Origin of the sequence: Phenylobacterium sp. (assembly GCF_028290885.1) — a bacterium.
GTDB lineage: Bacteria > Pseudomonadota > Alphaproteobacteria > Caulobacterales > Caulobacteraceae > Phenylobacterium.
The window spans coordinates 1-6,197 of the sequence record NZ_JAQGIZ010000176.1 but is presented as its reverse complement, the minus strand read 5'-3'; the positions used below and the strand labels follow the sequence as shown (position 1 = coordinate 6,197).

At 70.1% G+C, this 6,197-nt stretch carries 8 protein-coding genes; 5 read left to right on the top strand and 3 right to left on the bottom strand.

What is annotated here, in order from left to right:
- Positions 1 to 1,327 (top strand): HAMP domain-containing sensor histidine kinase (locus tag JWP28_RS11900; RefSeq protein WP_299543116.1); only part of this gene is annotated, 1,327 nt, incomplete at its 5' end.
- Positions 1,328 to 1,388: 61 nt separating this feature from the next.
- On the opposite strand, the gene JWP28_RS11895 is transcribed toward JWP28_RS11900, so the two are convergent.
- Positions 1,389 to 2,246, bottom strand: a complete 858-nt coding sequence (locus JWP28_RS11895; protein ID WP_299543115.1) for a hypothetical protein — start codon at positions 2,244 to 2,246, stop codon at positions 1,389 to 1,391.
- Between the two features lie 142 nt (positions 2,247 to 2,388).
- Here JWP28_RS11895 and JWP28_RS11890 point away from each other — a divergent pair, with 142 nt between their 5' ends.
- The 3 genes from JWP28_RS11890 to JWP28_RS11880 all read left to right on the top strand — a co-directional run bounded on the left by JWP28_RS11890 (position 2,389) and on the right by JWP28_RS11880 (position 4,297).
- Positions 2,389 to 2,721 (top strand): DUF1491 family protein, encoded by a 333-nt coding sequence (locus JWP28_RS11890; protein ID WP_299543113.1) that lies wholly within the window; start codon positions 2,389 to 2,391, stop codon positions 2,719 to 2,721.
- Positions 2,722 to 2,821: 100 nt separating this feature from the next.
- Positions 2,822 to 3,202 carry a hypothetical protein gene (locus JWP28_RS11885; protein WP_299543112.1) on the top strand — a complete coding sequence of 127 codons (381 nt, stop codon included), beginning with the start codon at positions 2,822 to 2,824 and terminating at the stop codon, positions 3,200 to 3,202.
- 39 nt (positions 3,203 to 3,241) lie between these two features.
- Positions 3,242 to 4,297, top strand: coding sequence for an ATP-dependent DNA ligase (locus tag JWP28_RS11880; protein WP_299543110.1), 1,056 nt, complete (start codon positions 3,242 to 3,244; stop codon positions 4,295 to 4,297).
- Here the strand turns inward: JWP28_RS11880 and JWP28_RS11875 are convergent.
- Both JWP28_RS11875 and JWP28_RS11870 read right to left on the bottom strand, forming a co-directional pair.
- Positions 4,252 to 4,590, bottom strand: coding sequence for a type II toxin-antitoxin system PemK/MazF family toxin (locus JWP28_RS11875; protein ID WP_299543108.1), 339 nt, complete (start codon positions 4,588 to 4,590; stop codon positions 4,252 to 4,254). The genes JWP28_RS11880 and JWP28_RS11875 overlap by 46 nt on opposite strands.
- Positions 4,587 to 4,886 (bottom strand): hypothetical protein, encoded by a 300-nt coding sequence (locus JWP28_RS11870; RefSeq protein ID WP_299543107.1) that lies wholly within the window; start codon positions 4,884 to 4,886, stop codon positions 4,587 to 4,589. The genes JWP28_RS11875 and JWP28_RS11870 overlap by 4 nt, the downstream gene beginning before the upstream one ends.
- A 143-nt stretch (positions 4,887 to 5,029) precedes the next feature.
- Between JWP28_RS11870 and JWP28_RS11865 the strand changes: the two genes are divergently transcribed.
- Positions 5,030 to 6,197, top strand: a 1,168-nt coding sequence (locus JWP28_RS11865; RefSeq protein WP_299543106.1) for a peptide chain release factor 3, incomplete at its 3' end; no start/stop codon positions are given.

Below are 6,197 nucleotides of genomic sequence, written 5' to 3'. Positions count from 1 at the left end.
GGCTGCATTCGGGCGGCCGAGGCTGCTGGCGCTGGGCGCCGCCTGCGGCGTGGCGGCCGCGGCGCTCGCGGCGCTGGGCGTCGCGTTTCTCCCGCTGGCGAGACCGCCGGAGGGGCTCTTCAACTGGCTCAGCCTGCTGGCGCTGGGGACCACGGGCATGGGCCTGGCGGCCAGCCTCGTGGCGCTGCAGGGCAAGGTGCGCGGCGAGGACGCCCGGGCGCGCGAGGCGGAACTCGAACTTCGCGAGGCGCTCGACCACCAGCCCCAGCTGCTGATGGCGCTCTATCCCGGCGGACGCATCCTGGAGGCGTTCGGCGAGGCGCCGGTCGGGCTGGAGACCCGCGACCTGCGCGACCGCAACCTGGGCGACCTGGTGTCCGCCGAGGACCGCGCGGACGTCGATGCGGCGCTGCTGCGCGCGGCGATCGACGGCTCGGCGGAGGCGAGCTTCGTACCGGCCCACGACGCCCAGGGCTGGTGCGTGCTGACCGTACGGCGGATGAGCCCGACCCGCCTGGTGGGCGCCTTGCGCGACGCGCGCGCCCAACGGGCCCGCGAGGCGGAGCTGGAGGAGGCCCGGCTGCAGGCGGAACAGCAGAACGCCGGCAAGTCGCGGTTCCTGGCCAACATGAGCCACGAGCTGCGCACCCCGCTGAACGCGATCATGGGCTTCTCCGACATCATGCGGCAGCGGCTGTTCGGACCGATGTCCGACCGCTACGCCGAATACGCCGATCTGATCCATGAGAGCGGGTCGCACCTCCTGGAACTGATCAACGACGTGCTCGACATGTCGAAGATCGAAGCCGAGCGCTTTGAGCTGGCGCGCGAGGAGTTCGACGCCCGCGACGCCATCTCCGCGGTCCTGCGGCTGATGCGCGGCCAGGCCGACCGGGCCGGCGTCCACCTGAAGGCCGACCTGTCGGCGCAGTCGCTGGAGGTCGAGGCCGACCGGCGGGCGATCAAGCAGATCGCCTTCAACCTGATCTCCAACGCCTTGAAGTTCACGCCGAAGGGCGGGGCGGTGACGGTGACGGCGCAACCCGCGGGCGAGGCTCTGGAGATCGTCGTGACCGACACCGGCGTCGGCATCTCGCCGCAGGACCTGATGCGGCTCGGCCGGCCCTTCGAACAGGCGGGCGACGCCGACCACCGCCAGGCCGGCTCCGGGCTCGGCCTCTCCCTGGTGCGCGCCTTCGCCCGGCTGCACGGCGGCGAGATGACCATCGACAGCGCGCTCGGCGAGGGCACGACGGTCACCGTGCGGATGCCGGTGCTGCTGGCCGCGGCGCAGGCGCACCCCCTTGGGCTGAGCGCCGAAGCTTAGGCTCTTTGCTTTGCCGCTCTTCCTGATCGGCTGACGTGTCGCACGTCAGCTGGGAAACGCTTCAGCGCCCGCCGGCCTGCAGGAAGGCCCGGCCGGCCGCGAAATCGCCGACTTCCACATAGGCGCGGCGGGTGACGTCGCCCGGGAACAGGAATTCCACGGCTACCGCCTCACGTGGGTCGAGCTTGGCCAGCTCGGCGGCGGCGGTGTCGGGAAAGCGGAAGGCCCAGCCGGCGTCGGCGCCCTTGGGCAGCAGGTCCTCGCCCGCTGGGCTGCGCGTGGCCGCGGCGTAGGCCTTCAGCGCGCCGCGCGGGGGCAGGCGCCTGGCGAGCGGCAGGCCCACCGTTGATCCACCGCCGAAGCGGTCGAGATAGGGTTGGCCGCTGCGGCTGGAGTCGCGCAGGACCAGGCGCGCTGCGTAGGGCTCGCCGCCGTCGGCGAAATCGGCCACCGCCAGGAGCACCCCCGAGCCGTCGCGGCCGGCGAGCCCGAAGGCCATGCGGTCGGCGCCGAAGCTCGCCTCCTGCGACAGCCGCCAACGCGCCGACCGGCCGACGTTGCGGTCGGCTTGCCAGCCCGCGACGTCGCCGGCGTAGGAGAGACGCGTCATCTTCGCGAAGCCGGAGAAGGCGGTTCGCACGCGCGCGGCGGCGGTCCCGATGTCCGGTGAGGCGCAGTCGAAGGCGGCGGCCTTGGCGCGCGCGGCCTGCTCGGTCTGGCGCAAGGCGTTAGAGGAGGTCCCGGCGCGCAGGGCCGCGCCGCGGGCCTGGGCCGTCGCGGCGGCCAGCGCCGCGGCCACATCGGGCGCGAACAGTCCGCAGCGCGTATCCGCCGCCGACATCACCGTACGCTCGTAGAACAGGTCGACCGGCTGCGCATGCGCGAAGCCGGGCGCCGCGGCCCCCGCCGCCGCCAACATCAACCCCATCCACCGAGACGCCGGCCGCGCTTTTCTGCGCGAGCTCTTCATGCGTCGTCCGTTCTCGTTCTGGTCGCAGGACCAATGGCCAAGCTATCGGGGTAGCGTTGCCATCCCGTTAGCGGGGACGCATTTATCCGCAATGTTGCTCTCTACCGACATCTGGGTCAGCGCGCTGATCCGCCGGGCCGAGCTCTCGGGCGCCTTCGGCATGGTGATCCGCAAGGGCGACGCGCGCGCCGGCGCCGTGCTGGTCAAGGTGCTGAACCGCCCCGAGGGGACCGCCAGGCTCTACGCCGAGGCCACCCGCCTGGACGGCGAGCGGGTCTGGATGCAGCCGGCCCCTTCCGACCAGGAGCCGGACCTCGACGCCTATATCGAGCGCGCGGTCCGGGTGGACCCCGACGTCTGGGTGGTGGAGATCGACGACCGCCAGGGCCGCCACTTCCTGACCGAGCCCGTCGAAAAGGGCTGACCCCGGGCGAATTTCGCCCGTTAACCGCCTTCGTGAACCGCGGGGAAAGCGCGACATGGGACAAGGTCCGCCCCGCGACCGAGCGCCTTCCAGTTCCAGTATGCTTTTTCTCCTGAACGACGTTGTCTTCCGCCTCGATGGCGTGGCCATGAACGCCCGGCTGGGCGGTCGCCGGATGCGCGACCTGGCCTTTCCCACGATCCTGCGCATGGGCCAGGAACTCTACGCCGCCGAGCCGCTGCTGCAGCGCACCAATGTGCAGCGGGCGCGCCGGCTGGCCGCGCTGATCTCCGCCAAGACGCCGACGATCAACGCCGCCCTGTTCGTCGCCCCGGCGTTGAACTGTATGCCGCAGGAGGTGACGGTGCGGTTCGTCAACTGCCAGTTCGAGGTGATGGCCGAGCTCTTCACCCTGCAACAGGGCGGCAGGCTCGACGCCGTTAGCGCCGACCGCAGGATTTGGCGGCGGCTGGCGGCGTAAGCGCTGGAACGCTCTCGTCCGGCGGCTGTTGGGCTGACGATGCCGACGCTGAGCGACCTGCCCGTTCCCCTCGACTTCGCACCCATGGAGGCGAAGCTCACCGAGGCCTTGCCCACCGATCCGGGCTGGCGGTTCGAGCCCAAGTGGGACGGCTTCCGCTGCCTGGCGTTTAGGGCGGGTGACGAGGTCGAGCTGCGGGCCAAGTCGGGCAAGCCGCTCGGCCGCTACTTCCCGGACATGGTGGCGGCCGTTAAGGCGCTGCCGGTGGAGCGGTTCGTGGTCGACGGCGAGCTGACCATCTCGGTGAACGGCGAGCTGTCGTTCGACGCCCTGCAGATGCGGCTGCATCCCGCCGAAAGCCGGGTGCGCAAGCTGGCGGCCGAGACCCCGGCCACGCTGGTGCTGTTCGACTGCCTGGCAGACGCCAGCGGCCGCTCGCTGGTCGATGCGCCGCTGACCCAGCGCCGCGCGGCGCTGGAGGCCCTGTTCGCCCGGTTCAAACGTCCGGAGCGCCTGCGGCTGTCACCGGGAACCGAAGCTGTGGAGGAGGCCCGCGCCTGGCTGGCGCAGACCGGCGCTGCCCTGGACGGCGTGGTCGCCAAGCGGCTCGACGGGCCTTACGTCTCCGGCGAGCGCGCGATGCTGAAGATCAAGCGCATGCGCACCGCCGACTGCGTGGTGGGCGGTTTCCGCTATCAGCAGGGCAGTCGGCTGGTGGGCTCCCTGCTGCTCGGGCTCTACGATGCGGCGGGCAAGCTCGACCACGTGGGCTTCACCTCGACCATCACCGACGCCGAGCGGCCGGCGCTGACCCGGCGGCTGGAGAAGCTGGCCGGCGGACCGGGCTTCACCGGCTCGGCGCCCGGCGGCCCGAGCCGCTGGAGCGGCGAACGCTCGGCCGAATGGACGCCGCTGAAGCCTGAGCTGGTGGCGGAGGTCCGCTACGACCACGTGACCGGCGACCGCTTCCGCCACGGGACCAAGCTGATCCGCTGGCGCCCCGACAAGGCGCCGCGTCAATGCACGTTCGAGCAGCTACGGCCCGCCGTTCAGAACCCTGCACAGGTCTTGAGCGCCGCCAGCGCCGCGTCTTGATCGGCCCCGGCAAGGCGGCCCGCGCGCCGCAGCACATGAGACAGTTCGATGGTCGCGATCTTGCTTGCGCGCACGATCGAGGCGGCTGGCAAGCCCGCCGCTCCAAGGTCGCTGAGTTCCGCGTCGCCATGCAAACGCTGTCCGCGATCGCTCGTGATCATCACCACCCAGAGCCGCTCGAGGTCCGCCCCCAGTGCGACCGCGGAGACGACCAGGGCGGGGCGCCGCTTTTCCGCGAGCCGATCGCTGTACGGAAAGGGCACGACCACGACGTCAAAAGGCGCGTAGCTCACAGGCTGCCATACGCGGCGTCGTCAGCCTCGCTGTTCCACTCCGCGAATGTAGCGAAGGGATCGTCGTCCTCCGCAACGCCCGCGGGGACGACGGGGTCTTCCTCGATTTCAATCGCGCCAGCGCTAAGCAGGTTCTCTTGTCCCGTGATGTCCCCCCGCATTCTCACGCTGACGCCACCCCGCTGAAGCCGCGCAATGACCGCTTCGACATCCCGAACGAAGAACTGGTTCGCGGCCGTGTTGTGCTTCTTTGGATCGACGACGCGGTCGGCGAGCGTGTAGTAGCCGTCGGTCATCTTCGGGGTGAAGATCTCCACGCGGCCATCAGGCAGCGTACGTCGACGAACTAGGCGCTTCATTGCGTAATCCTGTAAAGAGTCCGCGAAATAATCCTTTTATTTCATTGCGTCAACGATGCCGTGATTGCTAGAAGCCGCAAATGACCACTTCCCCTGCCGCCGAGGCCGCCCGCCGGCGAACCTTCGCGATCATCTCCCATCCCGACGCCGGCAAGACCACGCTCACTGAGAACCTGCTGCTGGCCGGGGGCGCGATCCGGGCGGCGGGTCAGGTCAGGGCGCGGGGCGAGAACCGCCGCACCCGTTCGGACTGGATGAAGATCGAGCGCGAGCGGGGCATCTCGGTCTCGGCCAGCGTGATGACGTTTGACCACGACGGGCTGATGTTCAACCTGCTGGACACCCCGGGCCACGAGGACTTCTCGGAGGACACCTACCGCACGCTGACCGCCGCCGACGCCGCGGTGATGGTGCTGGACGCCGCCAAGGGCATCGAGCCGCAGACCCTGAAGCTGTTCGAGGTCTGCCGGCTGCGCGACATCCCCATCGTCACCTTCATCAACAAGATGGACCGCGAGGCGCAGGACCCGTTCGCCCTGCTGGACGAGATCGCCTCCAAGCTGGCGCTCGATCCCGCGCCGCTCTATTGGCCCGCGGGCTCCGGCGGCCGCTTCAAGGGCATGCTCGACCTGCGGCGCGAGAAGTTCATCCCCTTCGCCAAGAAGGGCCCCGACGGCGAGCAGGGGCATCCGGAGCCGATCGCCTTCAAGAGCAACGCCATCGTCTCCTACCTCGACCCGGAGGAGCAGGAGGAGTTGGCGGACGGCGCCATGCTGGTGCAGGAGGCGGCCAAGCCGTTCGATCCGCAGTCGTTCCTGGAAGGCCACATGACCCCGGTCTTCTTCGGCTCGGCGTTGCGCCACTTCGGCGTCGACCAGCTGCTGGAAGGCATCGGCGCCTACGCGCCGCCGCCGAAGAACGTCCCCGCCCTGCGCGCGGGCGAGGACACCCATGTGGCGCCCGGCGACCGCGAGGTGTCGGGCTTCGTCTTCAAGGTGCAGGCGAACATGGATCCCAACCACCGGGACCGCATCGCCTTCCTCAAGCTCACCTCGGGCAAGTTCGCCCGCGGCATGAAGCTGAAGGTGCAGAACACCGGCAAGCAGCTGAGCGTCAACGCCCCGATCATGTTCTTCGCCTCCGACCGGGAGCTGGCGGAAGAGGCCTATGCCGGCGACGTCATCGGCATCCCCAACCACGGGGTGCTGCGGGTCGGCGACAGCCTGTCGGAAACCGGGACCCTGCGGT